Source organism: Kitasatospora sp. NPDC004272, from assembly GCF_053603035.1.
The window spans coordinates 102,621-120,223 of sequence record NZ_JBSGET010000003.1; the positions used below are offsets into that span (position 1 = coordinate 102,621).

Below are 17,603 nucleotides of genomic sequence, written 5' to 3' on the forward strand. Positions count from 1 at the left end.
TCACCCCAGCAGCGCCACGCCGACCGCCGCCGTCGCCGCCAGCACCAGCACGGCGGCGGCGTGCACCGCGACGTCCCACCCCCAGGAGCGGCGGTCGGCCGCCGGGTCCAGGGTGAACTCGGCCGGGTCCGCCGGCGTGTGGTGCACCGTCACCTCGCGCCCGCGCGCCCGGCCCGGGTCGGCGAGGTGCGCGGTGCAGTGCGCGGTGACGGCGGTGCCGTCGCGGGTGGTGAACGCGACGACGGGGGTGAGGGTGGTGAGGGTCGAGCCGTCGTCCTCGTCGACCCGGACGTCCCGGAACACGGCGACGATCCGGCCCGGCACGGCGTCCATCGCGGCCAGCCGCGCCCGCTTGCCCCGCCGGTCCCGGACGGTCCCCGGCAGGTACCACAGGCCGGACAGCGCCCACGGGCCCGCGCCGCCGACCAGCGCCCACGGCCAGGCCCAGCGGATCGCGGCCAGCGCCACCAGGCCCGCGTACCCCGCGAACAGCGCGCCCGCCGGGCCCGCCAGCCCGCGCGAGGGCGGCTCGGGGGCGTTGGCGAACCGGTGCTCGTCGGGTCGGCCCCCGGGGTGGCTGACCCCGATCTCCCGGCCCGCCCAGGCCGCGGTGAGCGTCTCGCCGCGCCCGTCGTCCCCCTGGACGACGACCTCCCGCCCGGTGTCCGGGTCCCGCCAGGCGACGGTCACCGGGATGCCGCCGATCCGCGAGGCGCCGTGCCGCACCTCCCCGACCCGCTCGATCCGCCCGGCCAGCCGCACCGTCCGCTGCGCCTTCGTCACCCCGGCCAGCGAGCGCGCGGCGCCGACCAGCGCCACCGCGCCCCACGCCGCGCTCCACAGCAGCAGGAACCCGTCCCACCCCACGCGCCCTCCCCGGCCCGCCGTCCCGTCCTTCCCGGCACTGTGCCCGCCGGGGCGCCCCTGACACGCGGGTGCCCGCCGGGCCTGAGGTCCGGCGGGCACCCGTACGACTGCGGGAGGCGGAGCGCTCAGCCCTCGCCGCTCTCCCCGGTCTCCGCCGCGGCCTTCTCCTCGGCCTTGGGGGCCGGCCCGCCGTGCGTGGTGCCGTCCGGGTTGGAGCCGCGGAAGGAGAGCAGGACGACCAGGATGCCGCCGCAGACGATCGCCGAGTCGGCGAGGTTGAAGACCGCGAAGTGCTGGACCGAGATGAAGTCGACCACGTGCCCGCGCAGCACCGAGGGGGCGCGGAACAGCCGGTCGGTGAGGTTGCCGAGCGCGCCGCCGAGCAGCAGGCCCAGCGCGATCGCCCAGGGGAGGCTGTACAGGCGGCGGGCGATCCGCCAGATCACCACGATGACGCCGGCCGCGATCGCGGTGAACAGCAGCGTCATGGCCTGTCCCATGCCGAACGCGGCGCCGGCGTTGCGGATCACCTGGAAGGTCATCCAGTCGCCGATCACCTCGATCGGCTCGCTGCGGCCCTCCAGCTTGGCGACCACCAGCAGCTTGGAGCCGAGGTCGATCAGGTAGGCGAGCACCGCGACGGCCAGCAGCAGGCTGATCCGGCGGCGGCGCACCACCACGCGGGCGCCCTCGGCCGCGGTCGCGCCGACGCCCTCCGGCTGCTCCGGCTGCTCCGGTGCGGACTCCGGCCGGCTCACCGGCTCGTCCTCCCCGGTGGGCCGGGCGGTGGGGACGGCGTCGTCCTGGGTCTGGTGGGAACCTGGCGTGCTGATGATCCGCTCCGCTGCCGTGTGGAATGCGCCGGGTGGAATGCCGGTCGACGTGCTTGGGGACGAGGGTACGGCACCGCCCGCCCCGTTGGCCGCCGCGGCCGGGAGATTGCCCGGGCCGCGGGCGCCGGCCGACCGGCATCCGTTCTCAGCGGCGTTCCTGCTTGGCCTTGCAGCTGACGCAGAGGGTGGCGCGCGGGAACGCCTGGAGCCGGGCCTTGCCCACGGGCTGGCCGCAGGACTCGCACAGGCCGAAGCCGGTGCCCTCCAGCCGGGCCAGCGCGCGCTCGGTCTGGGCGAGGCTGTCGCGGGCGTTGTTGGCGAGCGAGAGCTCACTCTCCCGGTTGATGTTCTTGGTGCCGGCGTCGACCTGGTCGTCGCCCGCGCCGTCGTTGGAGTCCCGCATCAGGCCGGCGATGGCGGCCTCGGAGGCTTCGATCTCGGCACGCAGCCGGAGCAGGTCGGCGGCCAGTTCGTCGTGCAGTTCGGCGACCTCCTCGGCCGTCCACGGGTCCTCCCCGGGGCGGACCGGCAGCTCGGCCGGGTCCACCGCCTCGGCGCCGCCGCGGGCTCCGCTGCCCGCCGGCACGTGGTTGCGGCTGCTCGCCGCGGTGTGTCCGGTGGTGCCGGTCTTTCGCCGCGCAGTACTCACGGTCCCCTCCCCTGGGTCGCCGGCCACGGCCTCGCGCGACCCCTTGGTCACGGTTCCTGTCGCCTTCTCAGCCATGGCTTTCGACCTCATTCACGAATGATCAGAAGCGTCGGTTCCCGACGATCTTGCCGGTCCCGGAACGATAAACCTCATCGAATCGGCCCACAACGGGACATACCGAAGCACCTTCCCGATTCCCACCCGCACAGCCGCCGCCGGGTCGGCGCTGCACAGGTTGTGCCCAGATCGCCCCCGGCTAACCACCCGGCCCCCGGCTCGCGGGTGCGCGAAACGGCTTGCGGGGGCCGATACACTGGGCCCTGCAAGGCGCAGATGGGACGAGTACCGACGTACGCAGCCAGCAGCGACCCGGGGGCGGTGTGAGCCCGGGGGTGTGCGCGGCGGGAAGATCACCCCGGAGCCGCCGGAAGAACGGCCCCCTCCGGGGCCCAGTAGAACCGGCCGCAAACCCAAAGAGAGGGCCGCAGCGCGCGCGGTCAAGGAGGGTGGTACCGCGGGGCGGCTCGCCGTCTCGTCCCTCCGTCGGAGCCAGTCCACGCATCCGCCGGAGGTAGACGCCCCATGTCGCCCACGTACAACGCCGTTCCCCCGCAGGTGAGCCTGCCCGCGCTCGAACACCGGATCCTGTCGTTCTGGCAGGAGGAGCGGGTCTTCCAGCGCAGCCTGGAGCAGTCCGAGGGCCGCCCCGAGTGGGTGTTCTACGAGGGCCCGCCCACCGCGAACGGCATGCCGGGCGCGCACCACATCGAGGCCCGGGTCTTCAAGGACGTCTTCCCGCGCTACCGCACCATGAAGGGCTACCACGTGGCCCGCAAGGCCGGCTGGGACTGCCACGGCCTGCCGGTCGAGCTCGCGGTGGAGAAGGAGCTGGGCTTCTCCGGCAAGCCGGACATCGAGAAGTACGGCATCGCCGAGTTCAACGCCAAGTGCCGCGACTCGGTGACCCGGCACACCGACGCCTTCGCCGAGCTGACCGAGCGGATGGGCTACTGGGTCGACCTCGACCAGGCGTACCGCACCATGGACCCGTCCTACATCGAGTCGGTCTGGTGGTCGCTGCAGCAGATCTTCGACAAGGGCCTGCTGGTCCAGGACCACCGGGTCGCCCCCTGGTGCCCGCGCTGCGGCACCGGCCTCTCCGACCACGAGCTGGCCCAGGGCTACGAGACCGTGGTCGACCCCTCGGTGTTCGTCCGCTTCCCGCTGACCTCCGGCCCGCTGGCCGGCACCGCCGCGCTGCTGGTGTGGACCACCACCCCGTGGACGCTGGTCTCCAACACCGCCGCCGCCGTCCACCCCGGGGTGACCTACGTGGTCGCCACCGACGGCAACGAGCGCCTGGTGGTCGCCGAGCCGCTGCTGGCCAAGGCCCTCGGCGAGGGCTGGGAGGCCACCGGCGAGTCCTTCACCGGCGCCGAGATGGAGCGCTGGGCCTACCGGCGGCCGTTCGAGCTCGTGGAGATCCCGGACGCGCACTACGTGCTGACCGCCGACTACGTCACCACCGAGGACGGCACCGGCATCGTCCACCAGTCGCCCGCGTTCGGCGCCGACGACCTCGCGACCTGCCGCCGCTACGGCCTGCCCGTGGTCAACCCGGTGGAGACCGACGGCACCTTCGCGCCCGACGTGCCGCTGGTCGGCGGGGTGTTCTTCAAGAAGGCCGACGAGACCCTGGTCGCCGACCTGCAGGCCCGCGGCCTGCTGTTCCGCCACCTCCCGTACGAGCACAGCTACCCGCACTGCTGGCGCTGCCACACCGCGCTGCTCTACTACGCGCAGCCGTCCTGGTACATCCGGACCACCGCCGTCAAGGACGCGATGATCCGCGAGAACGAGGCCACCAACTGGTACCCGGAGACGGTCAAGCACGGCCGCTTCGGCGACTGGCTGAACAACAACATCGACTGGGCGCTGTCCCGCAACCGCTACTGGGGCACCCCGCTGCCGATCTGGCGCTGCGCGGACGACCACCTGACCTGCGTCGGCTCGCTCGCCCAGCTCTCCGAGCTGACCGGCACCGACCAGTCCGGCCTGGACCCGCACCGTCCGTACATCGACGAGGTCACCTTCCCCTGCCCGCAGTGCTCCGCCACCGCGGTCCGGGTGCCCGAGGTGATCGACGCCTGGTACGACTCGGGCTCGATGCCGTTCGCGCAGTACGGCTACCCGTACCGCAACAAGGAGCTGTTCGAGCAGCGCTACCCGGCGCAGTTCATCTCCGAGGCGATCGACCAGACCCGCGGCTGGTTCTACACGCTGATGGCGGTCGGCACCCTGGTGTTCGACAAGAACTCCTACGAGAACGTCGTCTGCCTGGGCCACATCCTGGCCGAGGACGGCCGCAAGATGTCCAAGCACCTGGGCAACATCCTGCAGCCGATCCCGCTGATGGACGAGCACGGCGCCGACGCGGTGCGCTGGTTCATGGCCGCCGGCGGCTCCCCCTGGTCGGCCCGCCGGGTCGGCCACGGCACCATCCAGGAGGTGGTCCGCAAGACCCTCCTCACCTACTGGAGCACCGTCTCCTTCCAGGCCGTGTACGCCCGGATCGCCGAGTGGGCCCCCTCCGCGAACGATCCGGCCCCGGCCGACCGCCCGGTGCTCGACCGCTGGGTGCTGTCCGAACTGCACACCCTGGTGCGCGAGGTGGACGCCGCCTACGAGGCGTACGACACCCAGCGGGCCGGCAAGCTGCTGTCCGGCTTCGTCGACGACCTGTCCAACTGGTACGTCCGCCGCGGCCGCCGCCGCTTCTGGCGGGGCGACGCCGCCGCGCTGGCCACCCTGCACGAGGCGCTGGAGACCGTCACCCGGCTGATGGCCCCGCTCACCCCGTTCATCACCGAGCGGGTCTGGCAGGACCTGGTCGTCCCGGTCACCCCGGACGCCCCGGTCTCCGTCCACCTGAGCAGCTGGCCGGTCGCCGACGAGAGCCTGGTCGACCCCGAACTGGCCAAGCAGGTGGCGCTGGTGCGCCGCCTGGTCGAGCTCGGCCGCGCCACCCGGGCCGGCAGCGGCGTCAAGAACCGCCAGCCGCTGCTGCGCGCGCTGATCGCCGCCCAGGGCTGGGAGGAGCTCCCCGCCGACCTGCGGGCGCAGATCTCCGAGGAGCTCAACGTCCTGGAGCTGGAGTCCCTCGCCGGGGTGGGCGGCTCGCTGGTCGACACCTCCGCCAAGGCCAACTTCCGTGCGCTGGGCAAGCGTTTCGGCAAGGGCGTCCAGGACGTCGCCAAGGCGGTGGCCGCCGCCGACGCCGCGAAGCTCTCCGCCGAGCTGCGCGCCACCGGCACCACCTCGGTCGAGCTGAACGGCGAGCCGGTCGCCCTCTCCCCCGAGGAGGTGGTCATCACCGAGACCCCGCGCGAGGGCTGGGCCGTCGCCAACGAGTCCGGCGCCACCGTCGCCCTCGACCTGACGATCACCCCGGAGCTGAAGCGCCTCGGCGTGGCCCGCGACGCGGTCCGGCAGGTCCAGGAGGCCCGGAAGAACTCCGGTCTGGAGATCACCGACCGGATCCACCTCCAGCTCGCCAGCACCGACCAGGACACCCTGGAGGGCCTCACCGAGCACCAGTCGCTGATCGCCGCCGAGGTGCTGGCCGAGACGATCGGCCTGACCATCACCGACCCCGACGCCCCGCGCTTCACCGCCGAGGACCTCGCCCTGGAGTTCACCCTCCGCAAGGCGTGACGGCCGGGGGCCGGAAACGGGGGGACCGCGCGACCGCTGTGCCGGTCGCGCGGTCCCCCCGTCCCTCCGTCAGCGGCCGGCCACCCGGTCGACGAAGGCCAGCACGCGGTTCCACGAGTCCACCGAGGCGTCGAGGAAGTCGCCCTGCTTCACGTCGAAGAAGCTGTGCGGCGCGCCTTCGTAGGTGACCACCTCGTGGTCGACCCCCGCCGCCGCGAGGGCCTCCTCGAACTCCTTCACGTGCTGCGGCGGGATCCCCGGGTCGTCGCCCGCCATCAGGGCGAGCACCGGGGCCCCGAGCTCCGCGGCGCGGCCGGTGGGGCCGGGGGCGCCGTCGGGGCCGGGGGCGGGCCAGCAGTAGTAGCCGATGGTGCCGGCCAGCTCGCGGTCCCGGATGGAGGCGAGGACCGCGAGGCGGCCGCCGATGCAGAAGCCGATCGTGAACACGGCCCGGCAGTTGCCGCCCTCCGGCGAGCGGAGGTGGGCGATCGCGGCGCTGAGGTCCTCGTGGAGCTGGCGCGGCGTGAGCCGCCGCATGTGCTCCTGGTACGGGAAGTCCTCCCCGCGCTGGTCGACCCCGGCGGTCCGACCGTAGTAGTCGACCACCAGCGCGGTGTGCCCGTGCTCGGCGAACCGCAGGCCGAGCTCGCGGTAGAAGCCGTACAGTCCGCGGACGTCGGGGAGGACCACCACGCCGACGCCGGTCGGGGCCTCGCCCACCGCGCGGAAGGCGGCGAACTCGGTGCCGTCGGCGGAACGCAGGGCGAGCAGCTCGGCCGAGGCGACCTCGCCGGGACCGTGCTCCACGGGCGGGGCGGAGTCGGGGTCGAAACACATGTCGGGCTCCAGGGTCGTTGCAGCAGGTTTCAGTCGATCCGGTGCACGACGCTCACCGGGACGGGGAACGGCGGCCGACCGACGCCCTCGATCCGGTAGCGCTGCCAGAGGTCCGGGTCGCCGAGCGTGCCGGCGGCCTGCCCGTGCGGGGTCCGCAGGACGGCGTCCGCGCGGCCCGAGCCGACCAGCTCGGCCAGCTCGGCGTCGGCCTGGATCCGGCCGTACCAGTGGTAGCGGCCGTCCAGCGGCTGGAAGTAGCCCGCCAGCCTGCCCCGGACCGGCAGGCTGCGCCCGTCGATCTCCAGGACCGCTGCCCCCATGTACCCGTCCTCGTCGTGCGCGTCCCCGTCGTGGGCGTCCTCGTCGTACGCGTCGTCATCGTCCCCGTACGCGTCGTGACCGTCACGACTACTGTGCACCGTCATCGCCGTCATGTCAGGAGATCCACCCCGCCTCGCGCCAGACCTTCTCGGAGGAGCCGCCGATCAGGCCGATCTTCTTGTAGTACGCGGCGATCCGCTCGGCGCCGTACGCGGCGTTCTCCTTGGCGTACGGGCTGGCCTTGGCCTGGGCGATGGCGACCTTCGGGTCGAGGCCGGCCCGCTGGTAGATCAGCGGGTTGTAGCGGCCCTCGCGCATGCTCTTGACCACGTTCGCCAGGAACTTGCGCAGCAGGTCCAGCTTGAAGCTGGACAGGGTCGGCACGAAGCGCTCCAGCTCGGTGCGGGCGAAGCTGATGTGCCGGGCCTCCTCGACGACGTGGATCCGGGCGACGCTGCGCACCACCGGCTGGAGGGTCTCGTCGTTGGCCTGCTCGCGCTGGAAGCGGTCGAAGAACTCCTCGGTGAGCAGGATCAGCGCCCACAGCGCGGGCACCGGCGCGAAGGTCTTGAGGACCAGGCCGCTCTTGAGGGTCTTCTCCGGCGTCGGGTAGATCTCGCTGCCGATCTTCTCGACCAGCTTGGCGAACATGATCATGTGCCGGACCTCGTCGGCCACCTCGGTCAGCGCGAACTGGACCTGCGGGGTGGAGACGTCGCGCTTGTAGACGTAGCGGGAGACCAGGTGCAGCAGGATGTGCTCGGTCCACACGCCCATGGCCACCGAGGAGGCCAGCTCCTCACGGCTGACCAGGATCTTCTGCTCCAGGCTGAGGGTGTCCCACAGCTCGGTGCCGTACAGCGAGCAGCGCTTCTCGGCCAGGAACCACTTGCCCTCCTCCAGGGGGGCCTCCCAGTCGATGTCGACCATCGGGTCGTAGGAGTGCCGGGCCGAGGCGACGAGCAGCTGGGCGGCCTTCTTCGTCTGCCGGGCGAGCGGGTCGGTCTTCTCCATCAGGTCGGTCATCGTTCCTCCTCCTTGGGGGCCGTTCCGGTCGCGACGAGCCCGTGGACGTCGACGGTGACTTCGGCGGCCACCGGCCAGCCGGCCAGCACCGCCACCGTGTACCGGGCCGCCAGGACTCCGAACAGGTGTGAGGTGTAGACGAGTTGCGGGATGCTGTACTCGGTGTCGGCGCCGTTGGCCCGGATGTCCTGGACCAGGTCCTCGGGGACCAGCTCGCGGGGGATGATCCGCAGCAGCAGGTCCCAGACCCGCTCGGCGCCGAGGTGCTCCTCGGTGACCCGGCCGGCCAGCGGCACGGGGTCGACCCGGTAGTCGTAGTACCGGACGAACTGGGTGCCCGACATGTCGTAGCCGGAGACCACCGGGACGCCCCGGCGGGCGGCCTCCCGGTGCAGCAGGAACTTGGCGCGCCAGCCGGCCAGCGTGGTGACGTCGACGCCGTCGATGACCACGTCCACGCCGTCCAGCAGCTCCCGCACGTTGTCGTCCTGGACGCCGGTGCCGTACACCCGGGCCCGGGCGTGCGGGTTGACCTCGCGGATCGTCCCGGCGGCCCGGTCGGCCTTGTTCCGGCCGAGGTCGTCCAGCCGGGCGTGCTGGCGGTTGAGGTTGTTGAGCTCGTACTCGCCGGGCTCGGCGAGCACGAAGTCCTGCACGCCGAGCCGGACCAGCGGTTCGACCGCGGCGCCGCCGGTGGAGCCGCAGCCGGCGATCAGCACCCGGGCCTTGCCGAGCGCGAGCTGCGCCGACTCGGGGATCAACCCCCGGTTGCGGACCGTGAGTTCGGCGTAGTAGTCGTCGGCGGTGAGGGCGCGGGCGCCAGCTGCCGTCTCGGTCATATCGCGACCCTTCTGAGTTGTCCGCCGACCGAGCCGACCATCGACCGGAAGCCGTGCAGCAGGTCCTCGTGGGCCAGCGCCTCGGTCAACCGGTCGGTGAGCCGGTCGAGTTCGGCTCCCTGTGGGGCGCGGGCGGCGAACGCCTTGACCACCTCGCGCGCGGTGTAGAGCGGGAACATCAGGTCGTCGTCGGGCAGCGAGGGGGTGGTGCCCTCCAGCACGGTGATCTCGCGCAGGCTGCGCAGGGTGCGCTGGATGGCCACGCCCTCCTCGCCGTCCCCGACCAGGACCTTGACGGCCGGACGGATGCGGCCGAGTGCGGTGTAGAAGCCGAGCATCAGTTCCAGGGTGACCCGCAGCCTGGTGGCGCCGTCGTCGCCGGCCTGCGGGGTGCGGTGGACCAGCCGCTTGACCTCCCAGATCTCCCTGGTGGCGACCGGCTCGTCGAACTCGACGTGGTCGAACAGGTTGACCCGGTGGGCCTGCTCGCACGGGAACGGCGGACGGGCCGCGTCCCGCGGGTCCTGCGGGGCGTCGTCGGGGGCGCCGACGAGCGAGACGTAGCGCAGGATCGCACCGCTGCGCTCGTCCATGGCGAGGACGTGCACCTCGTTGGCGGCCGTCCCGCCGTGCGGCTCCGTGAACAGCGCCCGCCGGTAGGCGAGTTCCTCGCTGGCGAAGCCCAGCCGCAGGTACTGGGCGAGCCGGAACCCGTAGATGCCCAGCAGGTAGCGGTGCGGGATGCCCTGGTGGCGGGCCGCCAGGACGACCAGGCCGTCCTGGCGGCGGGCCAGGTAGAGCAGGTCGTCGGGACGGACTGCGGCGGCGAGGCCGCGCAGGTTCATCCGGTCGTGGACGGCCCGCACGTCGGCGACGAACCGGTGTTGAACCGCGGTCTGCGTCCCGTTCATCGTCACTCCTCGGGGGTCAGGCCCGGTGGCCGTAGAGCGCGTTGGTGACGGCCAGGGCGAGCACCTCGGGGGTGCCCTCGTAGATCCGCGCGCCGAAGGACTCGCGGACGAACTTCTCGACGTCGTAGTCCCGGCAGTAGCCGCGGGCGCCGAGGATGGACATCGACTCCTCGGCGACCTCGATGGCGATCCGGTCGGCGAACAGCTTCGCGACGGCGGGGCCGTAGGTCGGGGCGGGGAGCATGTTGTCGGCCTGGTAGGCGGCCTGCAGGTAGAGCAGCCGGGCCGCGTCGATCTTGGCGGTCATCTCGGCCAGCTTCCGGGCCGTGAACTGGTGCTGGTAGAGCGGCAGCCCGCCCTGGACCCGCTCGCCGGCGTAGCGGTGGGCGATCTCGAAGGCGCCGCGGGCGACGCCGACCGAGATGGCGGCGACGGTGGAGCGGGCCTGGTTGGACTGCATGGTGAGGAAGCCCCAGCCGCCGCCCTCGCCGAAGGCGATGTTCTCGACCGGCACCCGGACGTCCTCGAAGAGCAGCGTGGTGCCGAGGCAGGCGCGGTAGCCCATCTTGTCGGCGACCGGGCCGCGGGTGACGCCGGGGGTGTCCAGCGGCACGATGAAGGCGGTCAGGCCGTCGGCGCCCGGGTGGCCCTCCAGGTTGGCGAAGACGGTGGCCCACTCGGCGACCTTGCCGTTGGTGATGAACCGCTTGATGCCGTTGAGGACGTACTCGTCGCCGTCCCGGCGGGCGGTCATCACCTCCTGGGCGACCGGGGAGTTGTCCGGGATGAGCAGGTCGCAGCCGGCCACCTCCTCGGTGATCGCGTTGCAGGCCAGCACCGGCTCGTCACCGAGGAACTGGGGCAGGAAGCGGGCCTGCAGGTGCGGGTCGCCGGAGGTCAGCACGCTGGTCTGGCCGAGCAGCGAGGCGCCGAAGATCAGCGCGGTGGAGGCGCAGACCGCGGCCAGCTCCTCCAGCACGACGGCGACGCCGAGCGTGCCGACGCCGCGGCCGCCGAGCTCCTTCGGGATGGTGAGCCGCAGCAGGCCCAGCTCGTGGCCCTTGCGGACGATCTCCCAGTCGAATTCGTCGTGCGGGGCGAGGTCATTGGCCAGGCGCCGCGGCTTGACCACGGTCTCGGCGAACTCGCGTGCCTCGTCGCGCAGTTGCTCGACGTCGGGCGGGAGCTGGAAGAACGAGGGCATCGCGGCGGCGCTGAGGGCGCCGAGATCGGAAAGGGTTGCCGGGTTCTTGAGCTCGAAGGCGGTGGTCACGGAAAGCACTCGCAATCGTCAGTGTTCGAAGAAGGGGGTCGGTCAGGCCGCCTGGCGGGCGACTGCGGCGTACGCGGCGCCGACCCGGGGCAGCACGTCGCCGAGCTGGCGGAGCCGGGTAACCGGGCCCTTGACGGTCAGCAGCCGGGCGGCGGCGGCGCGCGGCAGGCTCAGCTGCCCGGTGAGCAGCTTGTGGAGGGTGTCGCCGCTGAGCTCGAAGCGCAGGGTGGCGCCGTCCTGCGGGAACTCGTCGAAGGTGACACCGTCGCCGGAGAGCAGCGCGACGGTCTCCGGGTCGCGCTGGACGAACAGCAGGGACAGGCCGCGCTCCTTGAGGATGGCGGTCAGCTCGGCGTCGTCCAGCAGCGCGGTGAGGGTCTGCTGGAGCAGGGTGGCGTTGGCGGTCATGGCCTTCCTTCGGTCTGGGAGTGGGTGGTCAGGCGCGACCGGCCAGGGCGCGGCCCCGAACGGCCGGCGGCTCGGGCAGGCCGCGGATCAGGTCGGCGGCCCGCTCGGCGAGCATCACGGTGGGCGCGTGGGTGTGGCCGCGTGGTACCACCGGCATGACGGAGGCATCGACGACCCGGAGGCCGGTGGTACCACGCACCCGGAGTTCCGGGTCGACCACGGACGTTTCGTCCGCACCCATCCGGCAGCTGCCCACCGGGTGGTAGAGGGTTTCGGCGTGCCGGCGGACCAGCTCGGCCAGGCCCCGGTCATCGGCCTCGTGCAGGCCCGCCAGCAGCGGCTGGCCGACCACGTGGTCGAGTTCGGGCCGGGCGAGCAGCTGCCGGGCGGCCTTGACGCCGGCGATGGTGGTGGCGAGGTCGCGGCCGTCGGCGTCGGCGAGGAAGCCCGGGTCGATCAGCGGCGCGACGGCCGGGTCCGCGGACTGCAGCCGGACGCTGCCGCGGCCCTCCGGCTGCAGCAGCACGACACCGAGGGTGACGCCGTTCTGCGCCTCGCCGCGGCCGCTGTCGAGGAACGGCACCAGCATCCAGACGAGTTCGACGTCCGGTCCGGGCAGCCCTTCCTCGGTGGCGAGGAAGACCAGGGCCTCGGCGAGGTTGGAGCTCAGCGGGCCGCGGCGGTGCCGGAAGTACTCCAGGGCCTGTTCGGCGTGCTGGTCCAGCCCCGGCGAGATCTCCTGGCGGGCGCTCATGGCGAGCGGCACGTACAGGTGGTCGCTGAGGTTCTTCCCGACGGCGGGCAGCGCGACCTCGACCGGGATGCCGAGCCGGTCGAGCTCGGCCGGGTCGCCGATGCCGGACAGCTGCAGCAGCTGGGGGCTGCCGACGGCGCCGGCGCTGAGCACCACCTCGCGGCGGGCGGTGATCTGCTGGACGCCGTCGGGCCCGCTGACCTCGACGCCGACCGCCCGGCGGCCCTCCAGCAGCACCCGGCGCACCAGGGCGCCGGTGACCACGGTGAGCTGCGGGCGCTGCTGCGCGGGGCGCAGGTAGGCGTCGGCGGCGCTCCAGCGGCGGCCGTTGCGCTGGGTGACCCGGACCGGTCCGGCGCCCGGGCGGGCGCTGGTCTCGCCGTCGCCGATCGCCGGGTACCCGGCCGCGGCGCAGGCGGCGAGGAAGGCGGCGGTTGCCGGGCTGGGGTCGCGCAGGTCGTCGACCGGGATGGGCCCCTCGGTGCCGTAGCCGTCCCGGCCGCTCTCGCCGACCCGGCCCTCGGCCCGCTGGTAGTAGGGCAGGACGCGGTCCCAGTCCCAGCCGGTGGCCCCCGCGGCGGCCCAGCCGTCGAAGTCGGCGCGGTGGCCGCGGGTCCAGATCTGGGCGTTCAGCGAGGAGGACCCGCCGAGGGTGCGGCCGCGCGGGAAGAAGATCCGGCGGCCGTCGAGGCCGGGCTGTTCGGTGGTGCTGTACGCCCAGTCGAAGGCGCTGCCGAACAGCTTGGGGAACGCGGCCGGGATGCTGATCTCGGCGGCCCGGTCGGGCCCGCCGGCCTCGATCAGCACCACGGTGGACCCGTCGGCGCTGAGCCGGTCGGCCAGCACGCAGCCGGCCGAACCGGCGCCGACGACCACGTAGTCGGCGGTGGTCATGCCGGCCTCCCCGCGGTGACGGGCTGCCGGGACTCGGCCAGGGCGCGGATGATCTCGCCGGCCAGCACGGCGTGGCCCTCCATGGAGAAGTGCATGCCGTCGGCGCTCATCAGGGTGGGCGAGGTGCGCACCGGGTGGTCCCACATCTCGACCAGGGTGGCGCCGTGCCGGGCGGCCACGGCGCGGATCCGGTCGTTGAGCCGGGACACCAGGAGGCGGAGCTCGGCGAACTCGGGGAACGCCTCGAAGACGTCGCACACCGTGAAGGCGAAGACGTGCGCGCCCTGCCCGGTGAGGGCGGCGTAGATCGCCTCCAGGTTCTCCTCGGCCGCGTCCAGGTCGGGGGACGGGACGAACAGGTCGTTGCCGCCGGCGGCGACGTTGACCAGGTCGGGGCGGAACTCCAGGACCCGTTCCAGCTGGGTCTCGCGGACCTCGCGGGTGCGCAGCCCGACCACGCCGGTGTTGAGGTAGGCGAGGTCGGGCGCGCCGCCGCGCAGCGCGGTGGCGACCCGCTCGGGCCAGGAGACGTCCGCGTAGCCGGCGCAGGGCCCGCCGACGCCCGCCGCGAAGCTGTCGCCCATCACGGCGAAGCGTCGCCATCCGGTGCCCGAGAGCAGTCTGCCGGCGGCCTCGTCGCTCAGGCAGTACGGGTCCGCTTCCTCGATCGAACGGTCATTCGTCATGTCGACTCCCCTTCCTTGGAGTTCCTTCGGCTCTGCGGGCACCGGGGACGCGCGGCGGTGGGTCAGGCGGCGTCGGCGGGGGCGCCGAGGGCCTCCTCGACCAGGCGCTCGATGCCGCCGACGGTGGTGATGTCGACGGCCGTGCCCTGGGCCATGGGCTGCAGGGCGAAGGTGGCCTCCAGCTGCAGGGACAGCTCGATGACGGCGAGGGAGTCGTAGCCGAGGTCCTCGACCAGCCGGTCGTCGGACTGCGCGGTCCGGGCGCCGAGCGGGCTCATCTCTCCGACGAGCTTGCGGACCTGTGCGCCGATGGTCTCGCTCATGATGTTTGGCACTCTCTTCCGGGTTGCGAAGGGTTGACGGGTGGTCAGGCGCTGGCGGCGGCCCGGATCGGGTGCGGCGCGTCCCAGCGCTCCTGGTAGGCGTCGAGCGCCTTGTCGATGCCGGCGGTCCAGGCCTGGTCGGCCCGCTCGGTCAGCTCGGGCAGGCCGATGATCCGCAGCTGCTTGAGCAGCCGCTCGCGGCCGATGTCGACGCTGCCCTGGAGCTGGGCGGCGCGGCCCTGCAGCGCGACCGGGATGGCCGGCGCGGGGTTGTGCCGGGCCGGGCCGATCAGCACCCAGGCGGCCATGTCGACGGCCTCGAAGTGGGCGTCGGTGATGACCTGGCGGTAGCCGGCCGTGACGCCGTCGGTGGCGGCCCGCAGCCCGAAGGAGACGTGCCGGGACTCGTCCCGGGTGACGTTGGTCAGGCCCTCGTCCAGCGCGGTGAGGTTCAGCCGCTTGGCGAGGAAGCGGGTGGTGCGCAGCGCCGTGGCGGCGAGCACGCCCTCGGTGATCAGGTGGTAGTAGACCAGCGCGCGGTACCAGGCCTCGGGCGAGCCGTCGGTCCGCACCTCGCCGGTGACCTTGGTGAGTTCGGGGGCGAAGACGTTGGCGTAGTCGGCGGCGGCCTCCAGCTCGCGGCCTTCCTGCTCGTGCAGCGGCACGCCGCAGGCGTCCTGGATGTAGGTCTGGAAGAACCGCACGTGCCGGGCCTCGTCGGCCATCTGGGTGCACAGGTAGATGCGGTCGTCCTCGGTCTGCGGGTGGTCGGTGAGCGAGCCGAGGGTCTGGGTGACGCAGACCTCGCCGACCTCCAGTTCGGCGAGCGAGCCGAGGAGTTGCTCCTTCGAGAAGGGCCGCAGGGCGCGCCAGGTCTCGGCGTCGCGGCGCGGGGCGACCTCGGCGACGCTCCACTGCTGGCGCTCCCAGCGGCGGTACAGGTCGGCGGAGGTGGCGAGGCGGCCGCTGCGCTCGGCAGGGGTCTCTTCGGGAGCCTCGTCGGTGATGTCCGGGACGAAACCGGCATCGCCCAGGGTCAGAACGGACATGATGGCCTCTCTGGGTCATTACTCACGGAGTGGTGTGACGGGCAAAGGGGCGGTGAAAGCACGCGTGGCGTGTGGAACGCGCCTCGACGGCGCGGGGAATCAGGCGACGGCCGTGGGGAGTTCGCCGTGCAGCAGGTCGCCGACGAGCTCGCCGTCCTGGTACTGGCGCCAGATCAGCCGCCGGCGCGGCTTGCCGCTGGAGGTGCGCGGGATGCCACCGCGCTGCACCCGGAGGACGGTGGCCTTGACGGTCTCGTCGGTGGCCGAGCGCAGGACGGCGGTGGCGGGCTCCAGCCACTGGTCGCCGGCCGCTTCGATCAGGACGACGGCGTGGAGCGAGTCCTCGCCGGCGCCGAGGGCGACCGCGCAGCGGCCGACCGGGATGCCGGGCACGGCGGTGAGGGCGGCCTCGACGTCCTCGGCGTGCACCTTGCGGCCGCGGACCTTGAGGCTGTCGCCGACCCGGCCGACCACGTACAGCTCGCCGTCGAGCAGGAAGCCGGAGTCGCCGGTGCGCAGGCCGTCCGCCGTGAAGTTGGCGGAGGCCCCGGTCTGCAGCGACTGGTAGCCGAGGGCCACCGAGGCACCGCGGACCCGGATCTCGCCGAACGCGCCGTCGGGCAGCGCGCCGCCGTCCTCGTCGACGATCTCGACGGTGGCACCGGGGACCGGGGCGCCGCAACTGGTGAGCCAGGCGGGCCCGTCCTCCTCCAGTGCGGTGCCGAGGACGCCCTGCTCGGTGACGGTGACCGGGGCGCCGATGCGCAGGCCGCCGGTGAGGCGGACGGCGCGGGCGCCGCTGCCGGGGCGGACCCCGGTGACGGCGAGCGTGGATTCGGCCAGGCCGTAGCAGGGCGCGAAGACCTCGGGGCGGAACCCCTGCGGACCGAGCAGTGCGGCGAAGTCGGCGGCCGCCCGCGGAACAATTCGTTCCGCTCCGTTCATGGCGACCCGCCACCGGGAGAAGTCCATTCCGGACAGCTGCTCCGGACGGACCCGCCGGGCCGTGTAGGCGTAGCCAAAGTTGGGCGCCGTGGTGACTGTTGCGCCGTATGAACCGTGCGTTTCGAGCCAGCGCAGCGGCGAGCGGATGAATTCCAGCGGAGTCAGCAGCCAGAGGTCGATCTGGGCCACCACGGAGCCGAGGAATGTTCCGACGAGACCCATGTCGTGATACATCGGCAACCAGGAGGAAACAGAGTCCTCCGGAGTGATGCCGAGCCAGCCGTGAATCGCCGCGACGTTTTCCGCGAGGTTCTCCGGCGAGACTTTCACGCCCTTCGGAACGCCGCTGGAACCGGAGGTGAACTGCAGGAGCGCGAGCTCCGGCTCGGCCCGGCGCAGCACCTCGGCCGCGGGCAGCGAGGCGAGCGGCGGCAGCGCCACCGCCCGGCCGCGGCCGGCGGCGAGCGCCGCCTGCGCGGCGACCTCGACGAGGTCCGCATCGGCCAGCAGCAGCGCCGATCCGGCCGTCTTGACCAACTCGGCGACGTGCACGGCGTACTGCCCGACGCCTTGGAAGGTGACCGGCGAGGCGATCGGCGAGGGCGTCAGCCCCGCCATCATCACACCGAGGAAGGCGGGGACGAAATCCTCCACCTCGCTGATCAGCAGCGACACCACGTCACCCGGCGCGGCGCCCTGTTCGATGAGGAGGGCCGCCACTGCGGCGGCCTGTCCGGCCAGCTCGGAGTACGGCCGGAAAATCCAGCCCTGGTCATTCTGAAAGAAGTGGATACCACGGTCGGCCGAGGGATTATCGGCCCAATCCAGAACGCGCATTTGGAAAACTCCCCCGAATTTCTCCATGAACTGTTCAAGTGCCGCAGCAGAAACCTACTGGGGTGACAACTAGCAGTCAATAGCAAACTATTGCCCCACCCAAGCTTGGGGATCATCGAACACGCTTTCACCTGCGCAGTTCCCACCCTCGGGCGAGGCAAGATGGCCCAACCACCCGAGCGGCAAAGTTTGGGCCCCGGACGCCGGTGGGGAGCGGCCCCCGCGATCCGCGGCCGGCGGCGCGCGGGCCGACCGCGCAGAGGCGGCGGGCGACCCCCACCGGCGTCCGGGGCCCGGGGCCAGACGAGGCGGCCGAGGTCAGCGGCCCGGCCCGGGAACACTTCGAGCCCGCCCTCCGCCTCCGCGGGGCCCCGATGGGGGGCCGGCCGCCGGGCCTCGGACGGGCTCTTCGTACCGGGCGCGATCACGCCCGGCGG

At 72.8% G+C, this 17,603-nt stretch carries 16 protein-coding genes; 1 reads left to right on the forward strand and 15 read right to left on the reverse strand.

The annotated features are described in order from the left end of the window. The 3 genes from ACWEO5_RS02025 to ACWEO5_RS02035 all read right to left on the reverse strand — a co-directional run bounded on the left by ACWEO5_RS02025 (nucleotide 1) and on the right by ACWEO5_RS02035 (nucleotide 2,349). Complete coding sequence (locus ACWEO5_RS02025) at nucleotides 1-867, reverse strand: DUF3592 domain-containing protein (RefSeq protein ID WP_452159223.1); 867 nt, start codon at nucleotides 865-867, stop codon at nucleotides 1-3. 125 nt (nucleotides 868-992) lie between these two features. After that, on the reverse strand, nucleotides 993-1,739 hold the full coding sequence (gene lspA / locus ACWEO5_RS02030; protein WP_452159279.1) for a signal peptidase II: 747 nt from the start codon (nucleotides 1,737-1,739) through the stop codon (nucleotides 993-995). A 106-nt stretch (nucleotides 1,740-1,845) separates the two neighbouring features. Continuing rightward, entirely contained in the window at nucleotides 1,846-2,349 is a 504-nt protein-coding gene (locus ACWEO5_RS02035; RefSeq protein WP_452159225.1) for a TraR/DksA family transcriptional regulator, read from the reverse strand. 582 nt (nucleotides 2,350-2,931) lie between these two features. Between ACWEO5_RS02035 and ileS the strand changes: the two genes are divergently transcribed. Continuing rightward, a complete protein-coding gene (ileS, locus tag ACWEO5_RS02040; RefSeq protein ID WP_452159227.1) occupies nucleotides 2,932-6,063 on the forward strand; it encodes an isoleucine--tRNA ligase in 3,132 nt (1,043 codons plus the stop codon). A gap of 69 nt (nucleotides 6,064-6,132) precedes the next feature. Here the strand turns inward: ileS and ACWEO5_RS02045 are convergent, their stop codons facing one another. From ACWEO5_RS02045 to ACWEO5_RS02100, 12 genes are all read right to left on the reverse strand, one after another. Further along, a complete protein-coding gene (locus tag ACWEO5_RS02045) occupies nucleotides 6,133-6,900 on the reverse strand; it encodes a dienelactone hydrolase family protein (protein ID WP_452159229.1) in 768 nt (255 codons plus the stop codon). Between the two features lie 29 nt (nucleotides 6,901-6,929). Beyond that, entirely contained in the window at nucleotides 6,930-7,334 is a 405-nt protein-coding gene (locus tag ACWEO5_RS02050) for a DUF4873 domain-containing protein (protein ID WP_452159231.1), read from the reverse strand. Nucleotide 7,335: 1 nt separating this feature from the next. Further along, complete coding sequence (locus ACWEO5_RS02055; protein ID WP_344557139.1) at nucleotides 7,336-8,247, reverse strand: AurF N-oxygenase family protein; 912 nt, start codon at nucleotides 8,245-8,247, stop codon at nucleotides 7,336-7,338. After that, nucleotides 8,244-9,086, reverse strand: a complete 843-nt coding sequence (locus tag ACWEO5_RS02060) for a HesA/MoeB/ThiF family protein (RefSeq protein WP_452159234.1) — start codon at nucleotides 9,084-9,086, stop codon at nucleotides 8,244-8,246. The genes ACWEO5_RS02055 and ACWEO5_RS02060 overlap by 4 nt, the downstream gene beginning before the upstream one ends. Beyond that, nucleotides 9,083-9,997 carry a hypothetical protein gene (locus ACWEO5_RS02065; RefSeq protein ID WP_452159236.1) on the reverse strand — a complete coding sequence of 305 codons (915 nt, stop codon included), beginning with the start codon at nucleotides 9,995-9,997 and terminating at the stop codon, nucleotides 9,083-9,085. Before ACWEO5_RS02065 ends, ACWEO5_RS02060 begins: the two co-directional genes overlap by 4 nt. Nucleotides 9,998-10,013: 16 nt before the next feature. Further along, on the reverse strand, nucleotides 10,014-11,270 hold the full coding sequence (locus ACWEO5_RS02070; RefSeq protein WP_344557134.1) for an acyl-CoA dehydrogenase family protein: 1,257 nt from the start codon (nucleotides 11,268-11,270) through the stop codon (nucleotides 10,014-10,016). Between the two features lie 42 nt (nucleotides 11,271-11,312). Continuing rightward, on the reverse strand, nucleotides 11,313-11,678 hold the full coding sequence (locus ACWEO5_RS02075; protein WP_344557132.1) for a hypothetical protein: 366 nt from the start codon (nucleotides 11,676-11,678) through the stop codon (nucleotides 11,313-11,315). A 28-nt stretch (nucleotides 11,679-11,706) separates the two neighbouring features. Then, the gene (locus ACWEO5_RS02080) at nucleotides 11,707-13,326 is read right to left on the reverse strand and encodes a GMC family oxidoreductase (protein WP_452159239.1); all 1,620 of its coding nucleotides are present in this window, start codon (nucleotides 13,324-13,326) and stop codon (nucleotides 11,707-11,709) included. Then, complete coding sequence (locus ACWEO5_RS02085) at nucleotides 13,323-14,012, reverse strand: SGNH/GDSL hydrolase family protein (protein ID WP_452159241.1); 690 nt, start codon at nucleotides 14,010-14,012, stop codon at nucleotides 13,323-13,325. Before ACWEO5_RS02085 ends, ACWEO5_RS02080 begins: the two co-directional genes overlap by 4 nt. 62 nt (nucleotides 14,013-14,074) lie before the next feature. Next, complete coding sequence (locus ACWEO5_RS02090; protein WP_344557126.1) at nucleotides 14,075-14,335, reverse strand: acyl carrier protein; 261 nt, start codon at nucleotides 14,333-14,335, stop codon at nucleotides 14,075-14,077. A 44-nt stretch (nucleotides 14,336-14,379) separates the two neighbouring features. Beyond that, nucleotides 14,380-15,384 (reverse strand): ribonucleotide-diphosphate reductase subunit beta, encoded by a 1,005-nt coding sequence (locus ACWEO5_RS02095; protein WP_344557124.1) that lies wholly within the window; start codon nucleotides 15,382-15,384, stop codon nucleotides 14,380-14,382. Nucleotides 15,385-15,483: 99 nt separating this feature from the next. Beyond that, the gene (locus ACWEO5_RS02100; protein ID WP_452159244.1) at nucleotides 15,484-17,193 is read right to left on the reverse strand and encodes an AMP-binding protein; all 1,710 of its coding nucleotides are present in this window, start codon (nucleotides 17,191-17,193) and stop codon (nucleotides 15,484-15,486) included. Nucleotides 17,194-17,603 lie beyond the last annotated feature (410 nt).

Bases quoted from the DNA above. Each gene is read 5' to 3' on its own strand.
- ileS (WP_452159227.1), top strand. From the start codon at position 2,932: ATGTCGCCCACGTACAACGCCGTTCCCCCGCAGGTGAGCCTGCCCGCG.
- ACWEO5_RS02045 (WP_452159229.1), bottom strand. From the start codon at position 6,900: ATGTGTTTCGACCCCGACTCCGCCCCGCCCGTGGAGCACGGTCCCGGC.
- ACWEO5_RS02050 (WP_452159231.1), bottom strand. From the start codon at position 7,334: ATGACGGCGATGACGGTGCACAGTAGTCGTGACGGTCACGACGCGTAC.
- ACWEO5_RS02055 (WP_344557139.1), bottom strand. From the start codon at position 8,247: ATGACCGACCTGATGGAGAAGACCGACCCGCTCGCCCGGCAGACGAAG.
- ACWEO5_RS02060 (WP_452159234.1), bottom strand. From the start codon at position 9,086: ATGACCGAGACGGCAGCTGGCGCCCGCGCCCTCACCGCCGACGACTAC.
- ACWEO5_RS02065 (WP_452159236.1), bottom strand. From the start codon at position 9,997: ATGAACGGGACGCAGACCGCGGTTCAACACCGGTTCGTCGCCGACGTG.
- ACWEO5_RS02075 (WP_344557132.1), bottom strand. From the start codon at position 11,678: ATGACCGCCAACGCCACCCTGCTCCAGCAGACCCTCACCGCGCTGCTG.
- ACWEO5_RS02080 (WP_452159239.1), bottom strand. From the start codon at position 13,326: ATGACCACCGCCGACTACGTGGTCGTCGGCGCCGGTTCGGCCGGCTGC.
- ACWEO5_RS02085 (WP_452159241.1), bottom strand. From the start codon at position 14,012: ATGACGAATGACCGTTCGATCGAGGAAGCGGACCCGTACTGCCTGAGC.
- ACWEO5_RS02090 (WP_344557126.1), bottom strand. From the start codon at position 14,335: ATGAGCGAGACCATCGGCGCACAGGTCCGCAAGCTCGTCGGAGAGATG.
- ACWEO5_RS02095 (WP_344557124.1), bottom strand. From the start codon at position 15,384: ATGTCCGTTCTGACCCTGGGCGATGCCGGTTTCGTCCCGGACATCACC.
- ACWEO5_RS02100 (WP_452159244.1), bottom strand. From the start codon at position 17,193: ATGGAGAAATTCGGGGGAGTTTTCCAAATGCGCGTTCTGGATTGGGCC.